Below are 22,669 nucleotides of genomic sequence, written 5' to 3'. Positions count from 1 at the left end.
GAGGGCCGGGTTCTCTAGTGAGTCGAAGGGCTTCATCTACCCTACTGAGCCCGCCAGGATGGCACGTTCCGGGTCGCGCGGTGGCTCGGACGGCGAAGAAGGATCAGCCGCAGTCGCAGCAGCAGCAGTCGCAATCGCAGTCGCAGTCGCAGTCGCAGCAGTCGCAGCCGCAATCGCAGCACTGGCAGCAGTCGCCGCAGCCGTCGTCGCAGTGCCGGGTGCACCAGCAGCGGTCCCCGCAGGACTCGCCGTGGTGGTCGCTCCACTCAGGCTGGAAGACGCCGCAGGTCACGCACACGGCCGCCCCGGTGAAGCAGGGGATCGGCCAGCCGGGGCGCGGCGGCCGGGGGCCGTGCTTCGCCTGGTCCTCCGGGGCGGCGAAGGCCCGGTCGACCGAGCGGGCGACCTCGCGGTCCAGCAGCGCCCGGACGAGCCGGGGCCGCTCCAGCTCCAGGTCGGCGAGGGCGAGGCGGAGCCCGTGCAGCGCGCCGTCGGCCTGCGCGCGGGCCTCGTCCAGGGAGGTGCCGGTGGCGAGGAGCGGGTTGTAGGCGCCCGCGGCCCGGTCGTCCGCGAGGTCCTCGACGGCGTCCAGCAGGTGCGCGAGGCGGCCGAAGAAGCGGCCGGCCTCGGCGAGGGCCTCGGCGTTGCCCTCCCTGCCCGCGAGGACGGCGGTGTGCGCGAACACGGCCGCGACGGCGGTCTCCGTCGGCTCGGTCAGGTCGAGCAGCCCGAGCCCGGGGGCCGCCTCCAGGGCGGGCTGGCGGGCGACGGCGTCGCGCAGCACCGCCGGGTCGAAGCCGACCGCGGCGCCCGTCCGGCCGCCGGCCGCGTCCCAGCGGCCCGCCACCCGGCCCGCCGCGGCGGCGACCGCGCGGCGCGCGTACGGCCCGTCGCCGTCCGCGACGTGGTCGCGGGCCTTGCCGGCCGCGAGCAGCAGCGACGCCGCGGCCGCCAGCCGGGCGCCCCGCGCCCGCGCGGTGACGACCTCCGCGGTCCGCATCCCGCGCAGCGCGCACGGCCCGGCCTTGCGGCGCGGCGACAGCTCCGGCGCCTGCGCCTCGACCAGCACCGACACCAGCAGCCCGTCGTAGTTGGTGGCGAGCCGCGCGGCCTGGCCGTGCTCGGCGCGCAGCGTCAGGCACAGCCCGCACAGGTGGGCCATCCAGTCCTTGAACAGCGATCCGCACAGGACATGCCTGCACGGCCGGACGACACCGAACACCGGCGACTCCCCCCAGCTCCGACAACCCGCAGCATTATGGACGCAGCGGTGCCCGTGCCGGTTCGCCCGTCCGGCCCTCCGGCCGGGTCAGACGCCGACGCAGGTGAGCGCGCGCCGGTAGGCGGCCATCCGGGTCTCCTCGGCGGTGCCCGCCTCGGCCAGCACCTCGGCGAGGTCGAACCACGCCTGCGCGGCCTCCCGGGAGGACTCCATCTCCTCCAGGCAGGTCGCGGCCCGGGTCAGCACCTCGACGGCGCGGTCCCGGCGGCCGAGCCGCACCGACGCCTCGCCGAGCACGGTCAGCGCCCCGGCGGTGGCCCGGCGCGGGGCGTCCCCGAGCAGGTCGAGGGCCTCCTCGGCGAGCGCCACCGCCTCGGCGGGGCGGCCGAGCGCGGTCTCGGCGCGGGCCAGCTCGGTCAGGCACCAGGCGACGTCGATCTCCCCGGACGAGCTGGCGCTGATCTCGCCGCGCACCCGGGCCAGCAGCTCGCGGGCGCGGGCGGCCTGCTCGGGCCGCGCGCGCAGCAGCAGCCCGGCGTAGATCACCCGGAGCCGGTTCAGGTCGCGGGGGTCCTCGCCGTCGCCGGCGAGCAGCAGCGCCCGCTCGGCCAGCGTGACGCCCTCCTCGTACTCGCCGCGGATCTCCGCGACGTAGGCGGCCTCCCAGTAGGCGACCATCCGCGCCCGGGGGCTGCCGATCCGCTCGGCCCGCTCGACGAGCTGGACGGCGAGGTGGCGGGCCCGGACGAGGTCGCCGCGCTCGATGAACGCGGCCAGCAGCGCGGCCCCGAGGTGCACGGCGGCGTCGGTGGAGTCGGCGCCGGTCGCGATGAGGTGGCGCAGCGCGGTCTCGGCTGCCTCGACGCCCGCGCTGACGTCGCCGCGCTCGCGCAGGCAGCGGCTCAGCGCGACGTGCACCTTCGCCCAGTGGTCGAGGTCGGCCTCGGCGGAGGCCTCCTCGGTCAGCGCCGTCAGCTCGGCGATGGCCTCCTCCAGCTCGCCCGCCGCCTCCAGCGCGAGGGCGTGGCCCCAGCGGGCCTGGTGCAGCATGTCCGGGAGGGCGACCGCGTCGGCGCTGGCGAGGACCTCGGCGAACCGGGCGCGCGCCTCGGCCGCCGCGCCGTTGCTCAGCGCGATCTCGGCGTAGTCCAGGGTCACGCGCAGCTCGTCCACGACGTCCTCGCTGACGCCGCTGACGAGGTAGGTCGCCGAGCAGTTCAGCTTCGCCGCGAGCAGCTCGACCACGCTCGGGGCCGGCACCCGCTTGTCGCTCTCGATCAGCGAGATGTAGCTGTCGGACAGCTCGGGGAAGGCGAGCTGCGCCTGGCTCACGCCCTGCCGGATCCGCAGGGCGCGGATCCGCTGCCCCAGTGTCTCCCGGTCCATCTGTGCCACCGCCTACAAGGAGCTCGCCGGCCGCGCCGCGCGCAGGGCGAGAGAAGAAGTCGACTCGATCCTCAAGTGTGCCGAGGTCCCGGCCGGTGTGATCCTCGATTCGCCGGATTCGGTACCGAAGCGTGTTCAGCCGGACGCGCGGCCGGGTCGCGCCGCACCGCCCCGGCGGAGTCTCGCATTCGCACCAGGGCAGGCTATAGCGGGCACCTCACCCTCGTCACGCTCCGGAATCCGCAGCGGCTACTCTGTGCACGCCCAGTCCGGCACCCCCACCGCCGGAATCCATGCTGCGGAAAGCGGAGCGGCCGCCATGCCCGAAGTCAGTACAGCGAAGACCGACGATTCGCCGCCGTCGGGCGGGGGCGGACCGCTGGAGCGGCTGTTCGATCTCACCGGGCGGCGCACCACCGTCGCGCGCGAGCTGCGCGGCGGCGTCACCACGTTCTTCGCGATGGCCTACATCATCCTGCTGAACCCGATCATCCTCGGCGGGGCGAAGGACGTCACCGGCGCCTCGCTGTCGATCCCGCAGCTGACCACGATGACCGCGCTGTCCGCCGCGGTCACCACGGTGATCATGGGTCTGGTGGGCAACGCGCCGCTGGCGCTCGCCGCGGGCCTCGGCATCAACGCGGTCGTGGCGTTCCAGGCGGCGCCGGTCATGACCTGGCCGCAGGCGATGGGCCTGGTGGTGATCGAGGGCGTGATCATCGTGCTGCTGGCGCTCACCGGCATCCGCGAGCGGATCATGAACTCGATCCCGCTGGCGCTCAAGCACGCGATCGCGGTCGGCATCGGCGCGTTCATCGCGCTGGTGGGCCTCATCGACTCGGGGTTCGTCACCTCCAGCGCGGAGAGCCCGCCGCTGGCCCTCGGCAACGGCGGCCACCTGCAGACGTGGCCCTCGCTGGTGTTCGCGCTGACCCTGCTGCTGATGATCGTGCTCTACGTGCGGCGGGTGCCGGGCGCCATCCTGATCAGCATCGTCGCCGGGACGGTCGGCGCCGTGGCCATCCAGGAGAACGCCACGATCAAGGAGGGCGGCTGGGGCATCGTCACGCCGAACATGCCCGACAAGCTGTTCGCCGCCCCCGACTTCGGGCTCTTCGGGGAGATCGACCTGTTCGGCGGCTTCGGCCGGGCCGGGGTCATCACCGCGCTGGTCGTGCTGTTCACCCTGGTGCTGTCGGGCTTCTTCGACGCGATGGGCACGATCCTCGGCATCAGCGACGAGGCGGGCCTGGTGAGCGAGAAGGGCGAGGTGCCGCGGCTCGGCCGCATCCTGTCGGTGGACGGCCTGTCCGCCGCGTTCGGCGGCATCACCAGCTCGTCCGCCAACACGGTGTTCGTGGAGTCGGCGGCCGGCGTCGGCGAGGGCGCCCGCACCGGCCTGGCCAACATCGCCACCGGCGCGCTGTTCGCGGTGACGCTGTTCCTCACCCCGCTCGCGGCGACCGTCCCGGCGCAGGCCGCCGCGCCCGCGCTCGTCGTCGTCGGCGCGCTGATGATGGCGCAGGTCGCCAAGGTGGACTGGGACGACCTGGAGATGACGATCCCGGCGTTCCTCACCATCGTGCTGATGCCGTTCACGTTCTCGATCACCATCGGCATCGGCGGCGGCATGGTCGCCTACGCGCTGATCAAGCTCGCCCGGGGCAAGGTCCGCGAGGTGTCGGTCTGGCTGTGGCCCGTGGTGGTGCTGTTCCTCGTCTTCTTCGCGATCTACCCGATCGAGCAGTGGCTGGACGTGCGGTAGCGGCCGTCCGGCCTCCGGGAGAACACGGCTCTGCGACCATTTGAGACCTTCGGGCGCGCTCGCGGGTGTCAAATAGTGCCGTCATGGCGTAAGCAGAAGGTAGGGCCTTACCCCCCGGCGTGAAAGGCGTGGCTGTGGTGTCCGCGGACTCTTCCTCCCGTCCGTCTCCGCCAGGTCACGTCCTGCTGGCGCCTGACAGGTTCCCGGGAGCGCTGACCGCGGCGCAGGCGGCGCGGTCCCTCGCGGCCGGGCTGCGCCGCGCCCGGCCGGACGTGCCGCTGGTGGAGCTGCCCGTCGCCGACGGCGGCGAGGGCACCGTGGCGGCCGCCGTGGCGGCCGGCTGGCGGGCGGTCGAGGTGGAGGTGTGCGGGCCGACGGGCCGCCCGGTCACCGCGCGGCTGGCGCTGCGCGGCCGCACCGCGGTGGTGGAGCTGGCCGAGGCGTCCGGCCTGCGCAGGCTCCCCGGCGGCAAGCCGCGCCCGCTCACCGCGTCCAGCCTCGGCACCGGCCAGCTGCTCGCGCACGCGCTGCGGCTCGGCGCCCGCCGGATCGTGCTCGGGCTCGGCGGCGGCGCCTGCACCGACGGCGGCGCGGGCCTCGTCCAGGGGCTCGGCGGCCGGCTGCTGGACGCCCTCGGCAAGGACCTGCCGCCCGGCGGCGCGGCGCTGCGCTCGCTGCACGCCCTCGACCTGCGCGGCCTGCCCGACCTGTCGGGCGTCGAGGTGGTGGTGGCCGGCGACTCCGCCGGGCCGCTGCTCGGCCGCACCGGCGCCGCCGCCGTGGACGGCCCGCGCCGCGGCGCTGGCCGCGAGGAGGTGCGGCTGCTGGACGCGGGGCTGCGCCGCTGGGCCGACCTCGCCGAGGCGGCGGCCCGCCGGACGGCCCGCGACCTGCCCGGCGCCGGCACCTCCGGCGGCGTCGGGTTCGCCGCGCTCACCTTCCTCGGCGCGACGATCGAGCCGGGCCCCGCCCTGCTGCTGGACGTGCTGGGCTTCGCCGACCGGGCGCGCGGCGCCCGGCTCGTCGTCACCGGCGAGGGCGTCCTCGACACCCGGTCGCTGCGCGGCTCCGCGCCCATCGGGGTGGCGCGCGCCGCCGCCCGGGCCGGCGCGCCCGTCATCGCGGTCGCCGGGCGGCGCGGGCTCACCGGCGAGCAGCTCCGCAAGGCGCGCATCCAGGCCGCGTACGCGCTGGCCGACATCGAGCCCGACGAGGAGCGCCGCGTCCGCCGGGCGGGGCCGCTGCTGGAGCAGCTGACGGTCGCGATCGCCGACGAGTGGCTCCCCCGCCGCGCCTGACCGCATCGTTCCGGTGAACATTCTCCGGTTTCCCGGCGGTCCGGGTGATCGGTCGCCTACGCTCCGGCCTGCGGCGGATCTTGGAGAACTCGACAGCGGCGTGAGGCGGGCACGGCATGGCCGAAGAGCAGTACGACTGGGCGTCCCTCGGGATCGACACCACCAAGCCGAGCATCGCCCGGACCTACGACGTGGTGCTGCGGGGCAAGGACAACTTCGAGGTCGACCGGGCCTTCGTGGCCGAGATCGTGAAGATCATCCCGGAGATCTACGACGTCGCCGCCTACAACCGGGAGATGCTCGGCCGCGGCGTGCGGTACCTGGCCAGCGAGGCCGGTCTCCGGCAGTTCCTCGACCTCGGCTCCGGGCTGCCGACCGTGCAGAACACCCACCAGGTCGCGCAGGCGGTCGCGCCGGGCGCGCGGGTGGTGTACGTCGACAACGACCCGATCGTCCTCGCGCACGGGCGGGCGCTGCTGGCCGAGAACGCCGACACCACGGTGATCACCGCCGACGTGCGCGACCCGGCCGCGGTCCTCGCGCACGAGGACGTCCGGCGGCTGATCGACTTCGGCCGGCCGGTGGGCGTCATGCTCGTCGGCATCCTGCACCACCTGCACGACGACGAGGACCCGGAGGGCGTCGTCCGGACGCTGATGGACGCGGTGCCGTCCGGCAGCCACCTGTTCGTCACGAGCTTCTGCGCGTCCAGCCAGGAGGCCGTCGACGCCGAGGTGCAGTACCAGGGGCTGCTCGGAACCGGGCGGTTCCGCACGCCCGAGGAGATCACCCGCTACTTCGACGGCCTGGCGCTGCTGGAGCCCGGCCTCGTCCCGCTGCCGCTGTGGCGGCCGGACGGGGACGTCCCGGAGGAGCTGACCGTCGGCCAGCGCCTCATGTACGGGGGCATCGCCCGCAAGCCGTGACGCGGGCCGCGCCGGTGGCGGCCCGGCCGCCACCGGCGCCGGTTTACAGAGTGTCGCCGCGCGCGGCGAGGCCCTGACACGCTGCCCATGGCCGGTGGCTCCCCCCGGACGCACGCTGGAGGCAGGTCCTGGTCAGCGTCGACGGAGGAGCCTCCGGTGAAGATCGGTGTGCCGCGGGAGATCAAGAACCACGAGTACCGGGTCGCGGGCACGCCGGCGGGCGTGCACGAGCTGACCCGGCACGGCCACGAGGTGTTCGTCGAGCGCGGCGCCGGCCGCGGGTCGGCGATCCCGGACGAGGAGTACGCCGCCGCGGGCGCCAAGATCGTGGACGGCCCGGACGAGGTCTGGGCCGAGGGGGACCTGATCCTCAAGGTCAAGGAGCCGGTGGCGGCCGAGTACCCGCGGCTGCGCGCCGGCCAGGTGCTGTTCACCTACCTGCACCTGGCCGCGTCCCGCGAGTGCACCGCCGCGCTGCTGGCGGCCGGCGTCACCGCGATCGCCTACGAGACCGTCCAGCTCCCCGACCGCTCGCTGCCGCTGCTCGCCCCCATGTCGGAGGTCGCCGGCCGGCTCGCGCCGCAGGTCGGCGCCTACAACCTGATGGCGTCCAACGGCGGGCGCGGCGTGCTCCCCGGCGGCGTGCCCGGCGTCGCCCCGGCGAAGGCCGTCGTCATCGGCGGCGGGGTGTCGGGCCTCAACGCCGCGCAGATCGCCGTCGGGATGGGCGCGGACGTGACGGTCCTGGACGTCAACGTCGACCGCCTCCGCCACATCGACGCCATCTACCAGGGCCGGCTGCGGACGCTGGTGTCGAACGCCTACACGCTGGAGCGGGAGGCGCGCGCCGCCGACCTCGTGATCGGTGCCGTGCTGATCCCCGGCGCGCGGGCGCCGAAGCTGGTCTCCAACGAACTCGTCGCGGGCATGAAGGCCGGGTCCGTGCTGGTGGACATCGCCATCGACCAGGGCGGCTGCTTCGAGGACTCCCGCCCCACCACGCACGCCGACCCGACCTACCGGGTGCACGACTCGATCTTCTACTGCGTCGCGAACATGCCGGGCTCGGTCCCGAACACCTCCACCTACGCGCTCACCGGCGTCACGCTGCCCTACGCCGTCCAGATCGCCGACAAGGGCTGGCACCGCGCCCTGCGGGAGAACGGCGCCCTGGCCCGCGGCCTCAACGCGCACGCCGGCGAGCTGGTCTACGACCACGTCGCCGAGGCGCACGGGCTGCCCTGGACGCCGCTGTCCTCGCTGCTCGACTGACCGGCTCCCCCGCCCCGTCCCCCGGCCGGGGGTTCCGGGCGCCCGCTCCGCCGGGTAGACCCTTCCCCATGGGTGAACTGGTGCTGGTGCGGCACGGGGAGACGGAGTGGAGCCGGGCGCGGCGGCACACGGGGCTGACGGACGTGCCGCTGACCGCGCGGGGCGAGGAGCAGGCGCGGTCGCTGCGCGGCGCGCTGAAGGAGCGCCGGATCGCGCGGACGCTCGTCAGCCCGGCGCGGCGCGCGCGGCGGACGGCCGAGCTGGCCGGGCTCACCGCGACCGAGACCGATCCCGACCTGTGGGAGTGGGACTACGGCGGCTACGAGGGGATCACCTCGGCGGAGATCCGCGAGCAGCGGCCCGGCTGGTTCCTGTGGGACGACGGGGTGGTCCCAGGCGACGCCGACCATCCGGGCGAGACCGTCGAGCAGGTCGGCGCGCGCGCGGACGCGGTGCTGGCGAAGGCGGTTCCGGCGCTCGCCGACGGCGACGTGGTCCTCGTCGCGCACGGCCACTTCCTGCGGGTGCTGACGGCGCGGCGCCTCGGCCTGGAGCCCGCCCTCGGCCGCCTGTTCGCGCTCGGCACCGGGACGCTGTCGGCGCTCGGCACCGAGCACGGCCGGCCGGTCGTCAGCGCCTGGAACGTCCCGGCGCCGTAGTCCCCGCCAGCGCATAAGGTACCTGTTGGGGGATGTCCCCCAGGGGTACCCGGGCGTGCGCCCCCGGAAGGATTGCGGAGGACGGTAATGGCGACCAGCGAGACCCCCACCCGCGGGTACACCGCCACCAAGGACCAGCTGCAGACGCGGCTGGCCCGGATCGAGGGCCAGGTGCGCGGCATCGACCGGATGGTCGCGGAGGACCGCTACTGCATCGACATCCTGACCCAGATCAGCGCCGTCCAGGCCGCGCTCGACAAGGTGGCGCTCGGCCTGCTGGACGGGCACGTCCGGCACTGCGTGGCCGAGGGCGCCGAGGAGGGCAAGGGCGACGCGATGTCGACCGAGCTGATGGCGGCCGTCGGGCGGCTCATGCGCCGCGGCTGACCGCGCGGGCGCCGGGGGCTCATGGGCCGGCGCCGGGGCCGACCGCGGCCCGCGTTTCACATCCCGCGCTCGGGGGACTCGGGGGTACCTGACCTTCCGGCAAGGGGGGACGACCATGGCCGAAAGCCCGTCCGCCGCGACGGCCCCGCCGGGCGGCCCCGGCGGGGAGCGGCTCGACCGGCCCACCATCGTGCTGGGCCTCGTGATCGTGGCCGGCACCGTGATGGCGATCCTGGACACCACGATCGTCAACGTGGCGCTGGAGACGCTCGGCCGCGACTTCGGCACCGGCCTGTCCACCATCCAGTGGGTGATCACCGGCTACCTGCTGGCCATGGGCAGCGTCATCCCGCTCACCGGCTGGGCCGTCGACCGGTTCGGCGGGCGGCGGGTGTGGCTCACCTCGATCGTGCTGTTCGTGGCCGGGTCGGTGCTGTCCGGCGCGGCGTGGAACATCGGGTCGCTGATCGTCTTCCGGGTGGTGCAGGGGCTCGGCGGCGGCATGCTGATGCCGACCGGCATGGCGATCCTGACGATGGCGGCCGGGCCGCGCCGGCTCGGTCGCGTCATGAGCATCGTCGGCGTCCCGATGCTGCTCGGCCCCGTCCTCGGCCCGGTGCTCGGCGGCTGGCTGGTCGAGGACGTCGACTGGCGCTGGATCTTCTTCGTGAACGTGCCGGTCGGCCTGCTGGCCTTCACGCTGGCCTGGTGGAAGGTGCCGCACGGCCACGGCGGGCGCGGCGGGTCGGCGCTCGACCTGCGCGGGCTCGCGCTGCTGCCGCCCGGGTTCGCGCTGCTGATCTACGGGCTGTCCACCGCGAGCAGCGAGGGCGGGTTCGGCAACGCCAGGACGCTCGGCTGGCTCGCCGCGGGCGCCGTCCTGGTGGCGCTGTTCGTGCCGCACAGCCTGCGCCGCCGCGAGCGCTCGCTGATCGACGTGCGGCTGTTCACCGACCGGACGTTCGCCACCGCGTCCGGCGCGGTGTTCCTCGTGGGCATCGCGCTGATGGGCTCGATGCTGCTGATCCCGCTCTTCTACCAGACCGTCCACGGCGAGGGCGCGTTCGCCGCCGGCCTGCTGCTGGCCCCGCAGGGCGTCGGCGCGGCGGTCGCGATGCCGCTGGCCGGGGTGGTCACCGACCGGTTCGGGGCCGGGCGCATCGTCCCGGCCGGGATCGTGCTGCTGGTGCTCGGCACCGTCCCGTTCGCCCTGGTGGACGCGGGCACGTCCTACTGGCTGCTCGGCGGCGCGCTCGTCGTGCGGGGCCTCGGCCTCGGCTGCACGATGATGCCGACGATGTCGGCCGCGCTCACGACGCTCCGCCGCGAGGCGGTGTCGCGGGCCAGCAGCTCGCTGAACATCATCATGCAGCTCGGCGGGTCGGTCGGGACCGCGCTGCTCGCCGTCATCCTGTCCCGCGAGATCGGCGACCGGATCCCCCAGGCGGGCGGAGGCGGCGGGGGCGGCGTCGGCGAGATCCCCGAGCAGGTCCGCGAGCGGCTCGCGCCCCGGCTCGCCGACGCGTTCGGCAGCACGTTCTCGGTCGCGCTGATCCTCACCGTGCTGCTGATCGTCCCGGCACTGCTGCTGCCGCGCCACGGCGCCCGCGAGACGGACGGCGCGCAGGACGGCGCGCCGCCGCCCATGGGCTGACCGGGCGGGCGGTCAGGACGCGATCGACCAGGTGGCCAGGTCCGCCTCGTGCTCGCGCGTGAGGCGTTTGGCCCGCCGGGCGTCCGGCGAGTACCGGTACCGCTCGGGGACGACGTGCGAGGTGCGGTAGAGGCCCTTCAGCGTCAGCGTCGCCGCCAGGTCCGACGTCGGCAGCCCCGGAAGTCCGTACATGCGGCGGGCCCAGCGCGGCAGCGTCGCGACGGTCAGCGCGCCGATCGCGGGCGCGGCGAGCTTCAGCGGCAGCAGGTGCCGCGGGACGGCCGGGCTGAACATCCGGCGCAGCCCCTCGCGGGCCTCCCGGCACGCCCAGATCCGCCGCCGCATCTGCTCGTAGTAGTCGTGCATCTCGGCGACCGTCGCGGGCACGTCCGCCGGGTCGAGCCCGACGACGGCGGCGGCGCGGCGCTGCTCGTCCACGAAGGTGTCGGCCTCCTCGGCGGTCAGCGGGACGCCGGCCCGGCGCGCCACGTCGAGGTAGGAGTCGACCTCGCCCAGGTGGACCCAGAGCAGGTTCTCCGGATCGTCGATCGGGAACGTCTCGCCGGTGCGCATGTCGAGCCCGGTCAGCTTGGAGTGCAGCCGGCGGACGCGGCGGCCCACCCGCTCGACCTCCTCCTCCGTGCCGTAGGTGCGGACGCGGACGAACTCGACCGTCCGGGTGAGCCGCGCCCACGCGGCCGCGGGGTCCATCAGCTCGGAGTTCTGCGCGGTCCCCCACATGGAGCGCGGATGCAGGGCCTGCAGCAGCAGCGCCCGGATCCCGCCGACGAGCAGCACGGGCTCGCCCATGACCCGCCAGGTCACCGAGCCCGGCCCGAACAGCCCGTGGTCCGCCTCCACCTCGCTCACTTCGCGCACGCCGACCGCCTTTCCGTCCCGCCGCGGCCGGGAGGCACGCCCCCGGCCAGGGTAAACAAGAACTTACCCTGCCATGGCGCAGGTCACACGGTCCAGCGGGTCAGTCCTCGGCCGCGTCGTCGACGGCGTCGTCGCGGGCGCCGGGCTCGGTCTGCTCGGTGATCCAGGCGAGGTAGTCCATGCTGCCCGCCACCACCGGCGTCGCGATGATCTCCGGGGTGTCGTAGGAGTGTCCCTCGGTGATCAGGGAGGCCAGCTCGTCGAAGCGGTCGGCGGAGGTCTTGAACAGCACCATCCACTCCTCCGCCGACTCGATCTCGCCCTCCCACCAGTAGGTGCTCGCGATCGGGCCGACCAGCTGGGCGCAGGCGGCGAGCCGCTCGGCGACCGCCGACCGCGCCAGCTCGGCGGCCTCCGCGCGGGAGTCGGTCGTGGTCGTCACCTGCACGTAAGAGTGCGCCATGGCACCTCTCCTTCCCGCTCGGCGCGCGCGCACGCCCGGCGCCCCGGCGCCGCCCGGTTCGCCGCCGGGGCCGAACCGTCCGCCGGGGCCGCCCTCTCCGGCCGCGCGCCGGTCACCTCGCCGGCCGGACGACCAGCGCGCTCCCGCCGCCGCGCCGCACCGGCTCCGCCACGGCCTGCACGAGGCCGGGCCGCAGGAACTCCAGCCCCGTCACGGCGCCGATCACGCCCGCGGGCGGACCGGGGAAGACCTCCAGCCGGTGCCCGCGCGCGGCGAGGTCGCGGCCGTACCGCTCGATGAACGCGGGCTCGGCGTAGACGAGGGGCGTGTTGCGCTGCGTCGCGCGGGGCGCGGCCAGGGCCGTGGGCAGGTCCATGCCGAGGTCGATGCGGTTCACCAGGGTCTGCAGCACGGTGGTGATGATCGTCGACCCGCCGGGCGTGCCCAGCGCGAGCTTCGGCCGGCCGTCCTCGAGCACGAGCGTCGGGGCCATGCTGCTGCGCGGCCGCTTGCGCGGGCCGGGCAGGTTCGGGTCGGGCGCCTGGCCGGGCGCGGGCGGCTGGAAGGAGAAGTCGGTCAGCTCGTTGTTGAGCAGGAACCCCCGGCCGGGGACGGTGATGCCGCTGCCGCCGAACTGCTCGATCGACAGGGTGTAGGACGCGACGTTCCCCCACTTGTCGGCGGTGACGAGATGGGTGGTCTGCGGGCCCTCGAACGCCAGCGCGCGGGTCTGCGTGCCGGGCGGGACGCACGGCGCGTAGCTCCCGTCCGGGGAGCCGGGGGCGACGGGCGCGGGCGCGGCACGGCCGGGGTCGATCAGGCAGGCCCGCTCGCGGGCGAACCCGGTGGACAGCAGCTCGCCGAGCGGCACGTCCACCTTGTCGGCGTCGCCGACGTAGCGGCCGCGGTCGGCGTAGGCGAGCTTGGACGCCTCCAGGTAGTAGTGCAGGGCGGTGACGGGGTCGCGGGCGTCGAGGCGGAAGTTGGCCAGGATGTTCAGGGCCTCCCCTACCGTGGAGCCGCCGGACGAGGACGGCGGCATGCCGTACACGTCCGTGCCCCGGTAGGAGACGCGGGTGGGCCGGCGCGGCACCGCGCGGTAGGCGGCCAGGTCGCCGGGCTCCATCAGCCCGGGACGCACGGTCCGGGACGACGCGGGGTCGACCGGCGGCCGCGCGACCGTCCGGGCGATCTCCTTGCCGAGCCCGCCCCCGTAGAACCAGCCGGTCCCGCGCTCGGCCAGCCGCCGGTAGGTGTCGGCGAGGTCGGGGTTGCGGAACACCGAGCCGACCTCGGGCACCTTCCCGCCCGGCAGGAACAGCTTCCGGGTGGGGACGATGTCGCGGAAGCGCGCCTCGTTCACGGCCGTCTGGTCGTGGAACTCCTGGTCGACCACGAAGCCGCGGTCGGCGAGCTTGATCGCCGGGCGCAGCAGGGTGCCGAGGTCGCGGCTGCCGAACCGGCGGAGCGCGAGGTCCCACTGGGCGAGGGTGCCGGGCACGCCGACGCCGAGCCCGCTCGTGACGGCCTGGTCGAACGGGAGCGGCTCGCCCGTCGCCGGGTCGACGAAGGAGTCCTCCCGCATGCGCTTCGGCGCGAACTCGCGGCCGTCGATGGCGTGGACGCTGCGAGTGCGCGCGTCGTAGTAGGTCATGTAGCCGCCGCCGCCGATCGCGGACACGTACGGCTCGGTGACGCCGAGCGCGGCACCGGCGGCGACGGCCGCGTCCATCGCGTTGCCGCCGTGCTTGAGGACGTCGAGGGCCGCCTTGCTGGCGTCGAGGTCGACGGTCGATACGGCGCCGCCATAGCCGGTCGCGACCGGCTGCTTGACCGGCGGCCGAGGCGGCCCGGCGTGCGGGCCGGGCGCGGGCACGGGCGCCGCGGCGGCGGAGGCCGGCACGGTCAGCGCCGCGGCGGCCGTCAGCACCGCGGTGAGCGCGGCGGTGATCGGCGCGCGGCGCCGGACGCGCCCGCGGCGCCCCGGGCGCACGGGATCGGGCTTGGGGCCCGGAGCGGGATCGGCGGGCAGAGCGGGATCGGCGGGCGGGGCGGGATCGGACGGCTTCGAGGACGATGGGGAGCGGAACACCGGACCTCCAGTCGAACGCGGCGTCCCCACGGTGCCACCGATCTTCGCCGGGCGCCACCTTCCGCACCGGCCGGGCCCGGACGCGTCGCGAGAAAGATCGAAAGCGCTTACCGCCCGGAAAATCAAGGGGATTGGGCGGGGAACGGTCCATTGGAAAGGGATTCGGTAATCGAGCGCCGAGCGTGCGTGCGCGGCCACGGCACGTCGCGGACCTGCGGTTTGGCAGGTTACGACAACAACGAGACGGCAACCGACCCGCCGAAAACGTTGCGATTATCCTCTTACGTGGTGAATTCTTAGGGACTTCGGCAAGCCATCACCTCGCGAACAGCGGCGCGGGTTCAGCACCCCGCCCGGCCCCCGGCCGGCGGGACAACCTAGGACCTGGGACATGCCCATGCGCAACAACATGTTCCGCCGGCTGCCGGTGGAGCAGGCCACCGGAAGGCTCTACGGCGGGCGGCACCGGCTCCGCGTCGTCTACCGGACCCGCGACCTCGTCGTGCTCGGCCTCGGCGTGATGATCGGATCCGGCATCTTCAAGATCGCCGGCGAGCAGGCCAGCTCGACCGCCGGGCCCGGCGTGCTCGTCTCCTTCCTCATCGCGGGCGGCGTCTGCGTGCTGGCAGCGCTGGCGTTCGCCGAGCTGTCCTCGATCATCCCGGTGGCGGGCAGCGCCTACTCCTTCAGCTACGTCGCGTTCGGCGAGATCTGGGCGTGGGTGGTCGGCTGGTCGCTGATCATGGAGCTGCTGCTGGCCGCGTCGGTCCTCGCGCGGGTGTGGTCGCTCTACGCCACGCAGGCGCTGCACGACTTCGGCGTGCCGGTGCCGGACGCGCTCGGCGACCTGATCGGCCAGGTGAAGGGGCCGGACCTGCTGGCCCTGTTCATCCTGCTGCTGGTCGTGCTGATGCTCGCCACCGGCAGCCGGCTGAGCCTGAAGACGCTCTGGTACATGGTTCTGGCCAAGGTCATCGTCATCGGGCTCGTCATCGCCACCGGCCTGAAGTTCTTCGACGCCGGCAACCTCACCCCGTTCGTCCCGCCCGCCCGGCCCGCGCCGGAGGGCGACCAGACGGTGCTGGACGCCGTGCTCGGCGCGTTCGGCGGCGGCACCCCGCACGTGTTCGGCGTCTGGGGCCTGTTCGCGGCGGCGCCCGCCATCGCGTTCGCCTACATCGGGTTCGACCTCATCGCGACCGCCTCGGAGGAGACCGACGACGCGCCCCGCAAGGTGCCGCGCGGCATCCTCACCGCCCTGCTCACCGCGATCGTGCTGTACGCGGCCGTCGCGATCGCCCTGGTCGGCATGGTCGGGATGGACGGCTTCGCCAAGCTCGACCCGGACAAGCTGCTGATCGCCGCCGCGTTCGACGGGGTCGGCGCGGGCGCCATGGGCAAGATCGTCGACGTCGGCGCGGTGCTCGCGCTGACCACCGTCATCCTGGTGGTGACGATCAGCCTGACCCGGGTGGTGTTCTCGATGGCCCGGGACGGGCTGCTGCCGCGCCCGCTCGCCTCGATGAGCCGCTACAAGGTGCCCTCCCGCGCCACGCTGCTCGCCGGCGGCGCGGCGGTGGTCATGTCCCAGACCATCGACGTGCTGACGCTGGAGCAGCTCGTCGTGATCGGGACGCTGTTCGCCTTCCTGTTCGTCGCCGCCGCGGTGCTCGCGATGCGCCACTCCCAGCCCGACCTGCACCGGCCGTTCCGGATGCCGGCGGCGCCTCTGGTGGTGATCGCGACGATCCTCGCGGTCGGCTGGCTGATGCTGAACCTCAAGGTCGAGACCTGGGCGTACTTCGCGGTCTGGATGGCGGTCGGCCTCGTGCTGTACCTGCTGTACGGGCGCCGCAAGAGCCAGATGAAGCTGCTGCTGGACGCACCGCCGCCGGACCGCCCGGTCGCCGCCGCGCTGGGCGCCGCGCCGCCGCCCGGGGCGCTGCCGCCGGGCGTGGTCCCCGCGGGCCTGGCCGAGCCCGTCCCGTACGAGAGCGGCCCCTACGGGGCGCCTCCCTACGAGCCCGGCGCCCGGCGGCCGGGGATGCCGGAGACCCCCTACCCGACCGGCCGGTACCCGGCGGCGCGGCAGCCGGGCGGGCAGTTCTCCCGGGACCCGTCCTCCCGCGACCCGCGCGCGACCGGGGGGCGCCCGCCCGAGCGCTACGGCAGGGACGATCCCGCACGGCCGCCCGGCCCGCCTCCCGCGGGGCCTTACGGCTCCGGGCAGCAGGACGATCCGTTCGCGGTCGAGCCCGGCCCGTACGGGTCCGGCCCCTACCGGCCCGGCCCGTACCGTCCCGGCGAGTACGGCGAGCGGGACGAGGAGCCGCCCGGCGGCCGGTACCGCCGCTGACCTCTTTGTGAAGTTCCGCCGAACGCAGCGGGCGCCGCCCCCCACAGGGGCCGGCGCCCGTTTCGCGTCGTGCCCGCACTGGACACCGGGACGGGTCCGGGTTATGTTCTTCTCATTACGAGATGAACTCACTCTGAGATTTACTCACTCGGAGACCGACGAGAGGCCCGCGGATGACCCAGGAGCCGGCGCGCGACGAGGCCGCCTTCCTCGCGAACTACGACCCGCGCGACTACGACCCGGTCGCCGTCACGGTGGACGTGGTCGCGCTGACCATCCGGGACGGCGCCCTGCACGTCCTGCTGGTCCGGCGCGGGCACGCCCCCTACGCGGGCATGTGGGCGCTGCCGGGCGGGTTCGTCCAGGCGGGCGGGCCCTTGCAGGGCGCCGACGCCGAGGACCTGCCCGACGCCGCCGTGCGGGAGCTGGCCGAGGAGACCGGGCTGAGCGCCAAGGGCGGCGCGCTCGGCCGCGTCCACCTGGAGCAGCTCGGCACCTACGGCTCCCCCGGCCGCGACCCGCGGATGCGCGTCATCTCGGTCGCCTACCTGGCGTTCGCGCCGGAGCTGCCCGACCCCGAGGCGGGCGGCGACGCGGCCGACGCCGCCTGGGTCCCGGTGGACGCGCTGGGCCTGGCCGAGTCCGGGGACCAGCGCCCCGGCACCACCCGCAAGCTGGCGTTCGACCACGCGCGGATCCTCGCCGACGGCCTGGAGCGGGCGCGCGGGAAGCTGGAGTACACCCCGCTCGCGACGGCGTTCTGCGGCGGCGAGTTCACGATCCCGGAGCTGCGCTCGGTCTACGAGGCGGTGTGGGGCGAGGAACTGCACGCGGGCAACTTCCACCGGAAGGTCCTGTCGGTGCCCGGCTTCGTGGAGAGCACCGGCGCCACGTCCGACCGGGGCGGTCGGCGCGGCGGGCCGCGGCCCCGGCTCTACCGGGCCGGCGACGCCCGCCTCCTGCACCCCGCCCTGCTGCGGCCCGGCAGGGAGGAGGAGATCCGATGACGCCGGACCTGGACGACGCGCTGGCGCGGCTGGACCGGGCGCGGGTGCCGGGCGACCTGTTCGGCGCGGACGAGGCGGAGGCGGCGCGGCGCTACCGGGCGCTGGCGCGGCTCGTCCATCCGGACGCGACCGGCGGCGGCACCCGCGAGGCCTTCATCCGGCTGAACGATCTCTGGCGCGCCCACCGCGACGCCGGCCGCCCGCTGATCAGCACGCGCCGCCACGCGTACCGGCTGCACGGCGACCCGATCGGCGGCGACCTCGCGGAGCTCTACCCGGCCCGCACCGGGACGGGCCGGGAGGTGCTGCTGAAGATGCCGCGCGACCCTCGCGACGGCGACCTGATCGAGCGCGAGGCGGTGGCGCTCCGCCAGCTCCCCAAGGACGGCGACGGGAGGTTCCTGCCGTACGTCCCGCACCTGGTCGAGTCGTTCCGGCACCGGGACGCGGCCACCGGCGTCCAGCGGCGGGTCAACGCGATCGCCGCGCTGGAGGGGTTCCACAGCCTGGCCGAGGTCCGGGCGGCCTTCCCCGGGGGCCTCGACCCGCGCGACGCCGCCTGGATGTGGCGGCGGCTGCTCGTCGGTCTCGGGTTCGCGCACCGCGCGGGCGTGCTGCACGGCGCGGTGCTCCCCGAGCACGTGCTGATCCACCCGGAGGAGCACGGCCTGGTGCTGGTCGGCTGGTGCCACTCGGTGCCCGGCTGCCACGCGCACGTCGACGGGTCGGGCCGCGTCCCCGCGATGGTCGGCCGGTACGCCGGCTGGTACCCGCCGGAGGTGCCGGAGCGCCGCCCGGCGAGCCCCGCCACCGACATCTTCATGGCCACCCGGTGCATGACCCACCTGATGGGCGACAAGGCGCCCCCGGCGATGCGCTCCTTCGCGCGCGGCTGCACGCTGCCCGCGCAGCACCGGCGCCCGTCCGACGCCTGGCGGCTGCTGGCCGAGCTGGACGAGCTGCTGGAGCGGCTCTACGGCCCGCGGCGCTTCCGCCCCTTCCACCTGCCCACTCCCCGCTGAAGGAGAAGACCGCCATGGGAAGCGGACACTGGTCCACCGACGTCTACGCCGCCCGCGCGAGCTACCGCGCGTCCACCGGCGCGAGCGCGTTCGCCTACTCCGACGGCGGCGCCACCGCCGTCCACCCCGACCTCGACCCGCGCGGCGTGACCGTCCGGGAGAGCCGGGACTCCGACGACCACCCCGAGTCGCTCGCGATCGGCGTCCTGTTCGACGTGACCGGCTCGATGGGGACGGTCCCGCGGACGCTGCAGACCAAGCTCCCCGACCTGCTCGGGCTGCTGCTGCGCAAGGGCTACGTCGAGCACCCGCACATCCTGTTCGGCGCGGTCGGCGACGCCACCTGCGACCGGGCGCCGCTGCAGGTCGGCCAGTTCGAGGCCGACAACCGGATGGACGACGACCTCGGCAAGATCCTGCTCGAGGGCGGGGGCGGCGGCCAGATGCGCGAGTCCTACGAGCTGGCGATGTACTTCATGGCCCGGCACACCGCGATCGACTGCTTCGACAAGCGGGGAAAGCGCGGCTACCTGTTCATGATCGGCGACGAGCTCGCCTACCCGAAGGCGAAGCGGCGCGAGATCGCCGAGGTCATCGGCGGCGAGCCGGACGAGGACGTCCCGGTCGCGGAGATCGTCCGGGAGCTTCGGCGCCGGTACGACGTGTACTTCATCATCCCCGAGGGGGCCTACCACTCGGGCAGCCGGGAGCTGGCGGACTTCTGGCGGGGGCTGCTCGGCCAGAACGTCCTCTACCTGGACGACCTCGACGCGGTGTGCGAGACGATCGCGCTGACCATCGGGCTCGCCGAGGACGCCATCGACCTCGGCGAGGGCCTGGAGCACCTCGCCGAGGCCGGGTCGGACGCGGGCGCGTCGGTGTCGCGGGCCCTGGCGCCGCTGGAGGCGTCCCGCGCGGCGGTCGCGGTGTCGGCCGCGCCGCCGGGGCTGGACGCCTCGGGGCCGTCCGCGACGACCCGGCTCTGACCCGTGGACCACGTGATCGTCGTCGACCTCGGCTTCGGGGACGCGGGCAAGGGCACGGTCGTCGACCACCTCTGCGCGACCCGCCCCGTGGACGTGGTCGTCCGGTTCAACGGCGGCGCGCAGGCGGCGCACAACGTCGTCGCGGCCGACGGGCGGCACCACACGTTCGCCCAGTTCGGCTCCGGGACGCTCACGCCGGGGGTGCGCACGCACCTGTCGCGGTTCATGCTGGTCGATCCGCTCGCCCTCGCCGCCGAGGCCGGCCACCTGCGGTCGCTCGGCGCCGGCGACGCGCTCGACCGGCTCACCGTCGACCGGGACGCGCCGCTGACGACGCCGTACCACCGGGCCGCGAACCGGGCGCGGGAGACCGCGCGCGGCGCGGCCCGGCACGGGTCGTGCGGCATGGGCATCGGCGAGACGGCGTCCTACGTGCTCGCGCACGCCGACGCCCCCCGCGCGGGCGACTGCCTGGCGCCGGCGCGGCTGCGGCGGCGGCTGGCCGCCGTCCGCGACTGGTACCGCGACGCGTTCCCCGGCGGCCCGGACGTGCCGCCCGTGGACGCCTGCGCCGACGCCTTCGCCGCGTTCGGGGAGCGGGTCGCGATCGTCGGCGGCGATCACCTGCACGGCCTGCTGCGCCGCGGCACGGCGGTGTTCGAGGGGGCGCAGGGCGTGCTGCTGGACGAGTGGCACGGCTTCCACCCGTACACGACCTGGTCGACGACGACGTTCGCGAACGCCGAGACGCTGCTGGCCGAGGCCGGCGCGTCCGCCGCGCGGCTCGGGGTGCTGCGCGCCTACGCGACCCGGCACGGGCCGGGGCCGTTCGTCACCGAGGACCCGGCGCTGACCGCGGACCTCCCCGACCGGCACAACGGCACGGGCCCGTGGCAGGGCGCGTTCCGGGTCGGCCATCTGGACGCCGTCGCGCTCCGGTACGCGCTGGACGCGGCGGGCGGCGCGGACGGCCTGGCGGTCACGCATCTGGACGTCGCGGGGGCGCGTCCCGATCTGCGTGTCGCGCGCGCCTACGAGATCGACGGCGCGCGGGTCGAGCGGCTCGGGACCGGGCCGCCCGACCTGGACCGCCAGGCCGCCCTCACCCGCCGCCTCCTGCGGGCCCGCCCGGTCTACGCCCCGCTGGGCGACCCGGTCGGGACGATCGAGGAGGCGCTCGGGACGCCGGTCGTGCTGCGCTCCCACGGGCCGGCCGCGGCCGACAAGCGGGGTGGCCGTTTGCGGACGCCCCTTGACCTCGGGCTCCGCTGAGACCAAGATCACGCTACACGCCGCGATCATCATCGGAGGTGGACGTGCGTCTCCCCCAGCGCACCCTGGCGGCCCTCGCGGCGATCACCGCGTCCCTCGCCCTGCTCGCCGTCCCGCCGGCGCCGCCCGCGGCGGCCGGGACCGGCGACGGCTGCGACCCGATCGACCCCGCCGCCTGCCTGCTGCCGTTCCCGAGCGACTGGTACACGGTGCCGGACGGCGGCACCGCGACCGGCCGCCGCCTCCACCTGCAGACGACGATCAAGAACGCGCTGGGGCTGCCCGTGGCGCCCGCCGAGTGGAACCGGGCGGACGGCTTCTCCCCCGGCTCCCCGCTGCTCGCCCGGGTGCCGGGCCTCGACCTGGCCCGCACCGGGGCCGCGCCGATCACCGACATCGGCGCGTCGCTGCGCGCGGACGCCCCGATCGTCATCGTGGACACCGCGACCGGCGAGCGCTGGCCCTACTGGGCGGAGCTGGACGCGAACGCGCCGGACGACCGGAAGGCGCTGATCATCCGCCCGGCGAGGAACTTCCGGGAGGGCCACCACTACGCGGTCGCGCTGCGCAACCTGCGCGACGCGTCCGGGAACCCGATCGGGCCGAACGCGGCGTTCGCCAAGATCCTCGGGCCCGGCCTGCCGTCCGGCGACCCGCTCGCCGCGCGGCAGCGGGCCGCGAAGGAGACCCTCGCCGCGCTCCAGGCGAACGGCGTCGGCGGCGACGGCCTCCACCTCGCCTGGGACTTCACCGTCGCGAGCCGGCAGAGCCTCGCCGGGCCGATGCTGCACATGCGCGACGAGGCGCTCCGCAAGCTCGGCGACCGGTCCCCGTCGTTCCTCGTGACGCAGGTGACCGACGGCGTGGACGACAAGATCGCCCGCGAGGTGAAGGGGATCGTCTGGGCGCCGAGCTACCTCGACCAGTACGGCGGCCTGCCCGGATCGTCCCTGCACCGGGGCCCGGACGGGCAGCCGGCCCAGCTGCCCGGCAACTCCCAGGCCGTCCCGTTCCAGTGCGAGATCCCGAAGTCGGCGCTCACCGAACCGGCCCGGCCCGCCCTCTACGGGCACGGGCTGCTCGGCCGCGAGGGCGAGGTCGGCGCGGGCAACGTCAAGTCGATGGCGGCCGAGCACGGGTTCGTGTTCTGCGCGACCAAGTGGATCGGCATGGCGGACGAGGACGTCCCCAACGTCATCAGCGCGCTCGCCGACCTCGGCCGCTTCCGGACGGTCGCCGACCGCCTCCAGCAGAGCATGCTGAACTTCACCTTCCTCGGCCGCGCCATGACCCGCGGGTTCGCCGGGCACAAGGCGTTCCAGAACGGGGCGGGGAAGCCGGTGATCGACACCAAGGCCGAGCTGACCTACGACGGCAACAGCCAGGGCGGCATCATGGGCGGCGCCCTCACCGCCGTGTCCCCCGACATCCGCCGCGCCGTCCTCGGCGTCCCCGCGATGAACTACAGCACGCTGCTGAACCGCAGCGCCGACTTCCCGCAGTACGCGCAGGTCCTCGACCTGTTCTACCCGGACAAGCTCGACCAGCAGATCGGCATCGCGCTGATCCAGATGCTGTGGGACCGCGGCGAGGCCAACGGCTACGCCTGGCACATGACCGACGACCCGCTGCCGAACACGCCGCGGCACCGCGTGCTGATGCACGTGGCGTTCGGCGACCACCAGGTGGCGCCCGTGGCCGCCGAGGTCGAGGCCCGCACGATCGGCGCGCGCATCCACGCGCCGACCGTCCGGCCCGGTCGCAGCCCCGACAAGGTGCCGTACTGGGGCATCCCGACCTTCGGCGCGTCCCACGACGGTTCCGCGATGGTCGTGTGGGACAGCGGCTCACCCGTGCCGCCGCTCACCAACACCCCGCCCACCGAAGGCCGCGACCCGCACTCCGACCCGCGCAGCAACGCCGACGCGCGCCGGCAGAAGGCCGAGTTCCTGAAGACGGGCACGGTCGTGGACGTGTGCGGAGGGGGACCCTGCGTCATCACTCCGTGACCCGGACTGAGAAG

At 74.8% G+C, this 22,669-nt stretch carries 18 protein-coding genes and 1 pseudogene; 13 read left to right on the top strand and 6 right to left on the bottom strand.

Going from position 1 to position 22,669, the window contains the following annotated elements; genetic code table 11:
• Positions 1 to 103: 103 nt before the first annotated feature.
• The 3 genes and pseudogenes from CHF16_RS01010 to CHF16_RS42285 form a co-directional block, all read right to left on the bottom strand.
• Positions 104 to 1,222: a DUF5685 family protein gene (locus tag CHF16_RS01010; protein ID WP_089323944.1), complete on the bottom strand. Its 1,119-nt coding sequence runs from the start codon at positions 1,220 to 1,222 to the stop codon at positions 104 to 106.
• Between the two features lie 87 nt (positions 1,223 to 1,309).
• The gene (locus tag CHF16_RS01005; protein WP_089323943.1) at positions 1,310 to 2,608 is read right to left on the bottom strand and encodes a helix-turn-helix domain-containing protein; all 1,299 of its coding nucleotides are present in this window, start codon (positions 2,606 to 2,608) and stop codon (positions 1,310 to 1,312) included.
• 67 nt (positions 2,609 to 2,675) lie between these two features.
• Positions 2,676 to 2,747, bottom strand: a pseudogene (locus CHF16_RS42285) (helix-turn-helix domain-containing protein); the annotation flags it as partial.
• 180 nt (positions 2,748 to 2,927) lie between these two features.
• Between CHF16_RS42285 and CHF16_RS01000 the strand changes: the two are divergent.
• The 7 genes from CHF16_RS01000 to CHF16_RS00970 all read left to right on the top strand — a co-directional run bounded on the left by CHF16_RS01000 (position 2,928) and on the right by CHF16_RS00970 (position 10,569).
• Positions 2,928 to 4,373 (top strand): NCS2 family permease, encoded by a 1,446-nt coding sequence (locus tag CHF16_RS01000; protein WP_089323942.1) that lies wholly within the window; start codon positions 2,928 to 2,930, stop codon positions 4,371 to 4,373.
• A gap of 137 nt (positions 4,374 to 4,510) precedes the next feature.
• Positions 4,511 to 5,671: a glycerate kinase gene (locus tag CHF16_RS00995; protein WP_245868116.1), complete on the top strand. Its 1,161-nt coding sequence runs from the start codon at positions 4,511 to 4,513 to the stop codon at positions 5,669 to 5,671.
• 116 nt (positions 5,672 to 5,787) lie between these two features.
• The gene (locus CHF16_RS00990) at positions 5,788 to 6,597 is read left to right on the top strand and encodes an SAM-dependent methyltransferase (RefSeq protein ID WP_089323941.1); all 810 of its coding nucleotides are present in this window, start codon (positions 5,788 to 5,790) and stop codon (positions 6,595 to 6,597) included.
• 156 nt (positions 6,598 to 6,753) lie between these two features.
• Positions 6,754 to 7,869 (top strand): alanine dehydrogenase, encoded by a 1,116-nt coding sequence (ald, locus tag CHF16_RS00985; protein WP_089323940.1) that lies wholly within the window; start codon positions 6,754 to 6,756, stop codon positions 7,867 to 7,869.
• A gap of 68 nt (positions 7,870 to 7,937) precedes the next feature.
• Positions 7,938 to 8,528, top strand: a complete 591-nt coding sequence (locus CHF16_RS00980; RefSeq protein WP_089323939.1) for a histidine phosphatase family protein — start codon at positions 7,938 to 7,940, stop codon at positions 8,526 to 8,528.
• A gap of 87 nt (positions 8,529 to 8,615) precedes the next feature.
• Positions 8,616 to 8,915: a metal-sensitive transcriptional regulator gene (locus CHF16_RS00975; RefSeq protein ID WP_089323938.1), complete on the top strand. Its 300-nt coding sequence runs from the start codon at positions 8,616 to 8,618 to the stop codon at positions 8,913 to 8,915.
• Between the two features lie 115 nt (positions 8,916 to 9,030).
• Complete coding sequence (locus CHF16_RS00970) at positions 9,031 to 10,569, top strand: DHA2 family efflux MFS transporter permease subunit (RefSeq protein ID WP_089323937.1); 1,539 nt, start codon at positions 9,031 to 9,033, stop codon at positions 10,567 to 10,569.
• A gap of 12 nt (positions 10,570 to 10,581) precedes the next feature.
• Here the strand turns inward: CHF16_RS00970 and CHF16_RS00965 are convergent, their stop codons facing one another.
• The 3 genes from CHF16_RS00965 to ggt all read right to left on the bottom strand — a co-directional run bounded on the left by CHF16_RS00965 (position 10,582) and on the right by ggt (position 14,003).
• The gene (locus tag CHF16_RS00965) at positions 10,582 to 11,448 is read right to left on the bottom strand and encodes an oxygenase MpaB family protein (RefSeq protein WP_245868114.1); all 867 of its coding nucleotides are present in this window, start codon (positions 11,446 to 11,448) and stop codon (positions 10,582 to 10,584) included.
• A gap of 100 nt (positions 11,449 to 11,548) precedes the next feature.
• Positions 11,549 to 11,911 (bottom strand): divalent-cation tolerance protein CutA, encoded by a 363-nt coding sequence (gene cutA, locus CHF16_RS00960; protein WP_089323936.1) that lies wholly within the window; start codon positions 11,909 to 11,911, stop codon positions 11,549 to 11,551.
• 112 nt (positions 11,912 to 12,023) lie between these two features.
• Entirely contained in the window at positions 12,024 to 14,003 is a 1,980-nt protein-coding gene (gene ggt, locus CHF16_RS00955) for a gamma-glutamyltransferase (RefSeq protein WP_425427461.1), read from the bottom strand.
• A 391-nt stretch (positions 14,004 to 14,394) separates the two neighbouring features.
• On the opposite strand from ggt, the gene CHF16_RS00950 reads away from it, so the two are divergent.
• The 6 genes from CHF16_RS00950 (at position 14,395) to CHF16_RS00925 (ending at position 22,655) form a co-directional block, all read left to right on the top strand.
• The gene (locus CHF16_RS00950) at positions 14,395 to 16,359 is read left to right on the top strand and encodes an APC family permease (protein WP_245868112.1); all 1,965 of its coding nucleotides are present in this window, start codon (positions 14,395 to 14,397) and stop codon (positions 16,357 to 16,359) included.
• A 173-nt stretch (positions 16,360 to 16,532) separates the two neighbouring features.
• Positions 16,533 to 17,366: an NUDIX hydrolase gene (locus tag CHF16_RS00945; RefSeq protein WP_089323934.1), complete on the top strand. Its 834-nt coding sequence runs from the start codon at positions 16,533 to 16,535 to the stop codon at positions 17,364 to 17,366.
• On the top strand, positions 17,363 to 18,388 hold the full coding sequence (locus CHF16_RS00940) for a serine/threonine-protein kinase (protein WP_089323933.1): 1,026 nt from the start codon (positions 17,363 to 17,365) through the stop codon (positions 18,386 to 18,388). The genes CHF16_RS00945 and CHF16_RS00940 overlap by 4 nt, the downstream gene beginning before the upstream one ends.
• Before the next feature lie 14 nt (positions 18,389 to 18,402).
• Positions 18,403 to 19,374, top strand: coding sequence for a hypothetical protein (locus tag CHF16_RS00935; protein ID WP_089323932.1), 972 nt, complete (start codon positions 18,403 to 18,405; stop codon positions 19,372 to 19,374).
• Between the two features lie 3 nt (positions 19,375 to 19,377).
• Positions 19,378 to 20,646, top strand: coding sequence for an adenylosuccinate synthetase (locus tag CHF16_RS00930; protein ID WP_089323931.1), 1,269 nt, complete (start codon positions 19,378 to 19,380; stop codon positions 20,644 to 20,646).
• Between the two features lie 38 nt (positions 20,647 to 20,684).
• The gene (locus tag CHF16_RS00925; RefSeq protein ID WP_245868111.1) at positions 20,685 to 22,655 is read left to right on the top strand and encodes a hypothetical protein; all 1,971 of its coding nucleotides are present in this window, start codon (positions 20,685 to 20,687) and stop codon (positions 22,653 to 22,655) included.
• Positions 22,656 to 22,669 lie beyond the last annotated feature (14 nt).

The sequence above is a fragment of the Actinomadura meyerae genome (assembly GCF_900188445.1).
Lineage (GTDB): Bacteria > Actinomycetota > Actinomycetes > Streptosporangiales > Streptosporangiaceae > Spirillospora > Spirillospora meyerae.
The sequence above is the reverse complement of the archived record's forward strand: the minus strand, read 5'-3'. Positions and strand labels throughout refer to the sequence as shown.

Coding starts and splice junctions, on each gene's coding strand:
- CHF16_RS01005 (WP_089323943.1), bottom strand. CDS start 2,608: ATGGACCGGGAGACACTGGGGCAGCGGATCCGCGCCCTGCGGATCCGG.
- CHF16_RS01000 (WP_089323942.1), top strand. CDS start 2,928: ATGCCCGAAGTCAGTACAGCGAAGACCGACGATTCGCCGCCGTCGGGC.
- CHF16_RS00990 (WP_089323941.1), top strand. CDS start 5,788: ATGGCCGAAGAGCAGTACGACTGGGCGTCCCTCGGGATCGACACCACC.
- CHF16_RS00980 (WP_089323939.1), top strand. CDS start 7,938: ATGGGTGAACTGGTGCTGGTGCGGCACGGGGAGACGGAGTGGAGCCGG.
- CHF16_RS00975 (WP_089323938.1), top strand. CDS start 8,616: ATGGCGACCAGCGAGACCCCCACCCGCGGGTACACCGCCACCAAGGAC.
- CHF16_RS00970 (WP_089323937.1), top strand. CDS start 9,031: ATGGCCGAAAGCCCGTCCGCCGCGACGGCCCCGCCGGGCGGCCCCGGC.
- cutA (WP_089323936.1), bottom strand. CDS start 11,911: ATGGCGCACTCTTACGTGCAGGTGACGACCACGACCGACTCCCGCGCG.
- CHF16_RS00950 (WP_245868112.1), top strand. CDS start 14,395: ATGCCCATGCGCAACAACATGTTCCGCCGGCTGCCGGTGGAGCAGGCC.
- CHF16_RS00945 (WP_089323934.1), top strand. CDS start 16,533: ATGACCCAGGAGCCGGCGCGCGACGAGGCCGCCTTCCTCGCGAACTAC.
- CHF16_RS00940 (WP_089323933.1), top strand. CDS start 17,363: ATGACGCCGGACCTGGACGACGCGCTGGCGCGGCTGGACCGGGCGCGG.
- CHF16_RS00935 (WP_089323932.1), top strand. CDS start 18,403: ATGGGAAGCGGACACTGGTCCACCGACGTCTACGCCGCCCGCGCGAGC.